The following is a 291-nucleotide window of genomic DNA, read 5'->3' as shown; positions in this document are numbered from 1 at the left end:
CGACTTCGGGGCGTTCCTCGACTCCACCCTGGACCGGGTCGCCGACGGCGCCCTGTTCGCCGGCGCCACCCTGTACTTCGCCTGGGTCGCGGAGGACCGCCTCTACACCGCGCTGTGCCTGGTCATCCTGGTGATGGGCTCGGTGACGTCCTACGCCCGGGCCAAGGCCGACCACCTGCGCTACGACGCCAAGGTCGGCATCGCGGAGCGCCCGGACCGGCTCGTGGGCTTCCTCGTGCCTGCCTTCTTCGCCGACGTCCTGGACCTGCCCTGGCTGCTGGAGGCCGCGGT

1 pseudogene is annotated in these 291 nt (G+C 71.8%); it reads left to right on the top strand.

From position 1 onward, the window contains the following. A pseudogene (locus tag LZA78_RS17660) lies at nt 1-291 on the top strand (phosphatidylinositol phosphate synthase); the annotation flags it as partial.

The organism is Rhodobacter flavimaris (genome assembly GCF_021378075.1).
Classification (GTDB): Bacteria; Pseudomonadota; Alphaproteobacteria; order Rhodobacterales; family Rhodobacteraceae; genus Rhodobacter; species Rhodobacter flavimaris.
Note: the sequence above shows the minus strand (reverse complement) of the source record. Positions and strands in the feature narration are given on the sequence as shown.